The following is a 248-nucleotide window of genomic DNA, read 5'->3' on the forward strand; positions in this document are numbered from 1 at the left end:
CTTCTACTTTGGAGGCAACAAAATTGATAATTCCTCCCAGGTCCAATTATCTGAGTTATTCAATGAAGCCCAGAGCGGATATGCTGTCAACAGGGCTGTCAAAATACTTTCTGCGAAGAACTCTCAACCGGTATTCTACTACAGATTCAGTTATAAAGGAAAACAAAGTCATTTTTATTTGCCTGGAACAAACAATACTCTCACATATGGCGCTGTCCATCACGATGACCTGATTTATATGTTCCAAT

1 protein-coding gene is annotated in these 248 nt (G+C 39.1%); it reads left to right on the forward strand.

Annotated features, from left to right (window positions below):
• Positions 1 to 22: 22 nt before the first annotated feature.
• The coding region (locus tag SM754_RS20685; protein ID WP_501993837.1) for a carboxylesterase family protein at positions 23 to 248 on the forward strand (226 nt) is incomplete at its 3' end.

This window comes from Halorubellus amylolyticus (assembly GCF_034808145.1).
In the GTDB taxonomy this organism is placed as follows: Archaea; Halobacteriota; Halobacteria; order Halobacteriales; family Natrialbaceae; genus Halorubellus.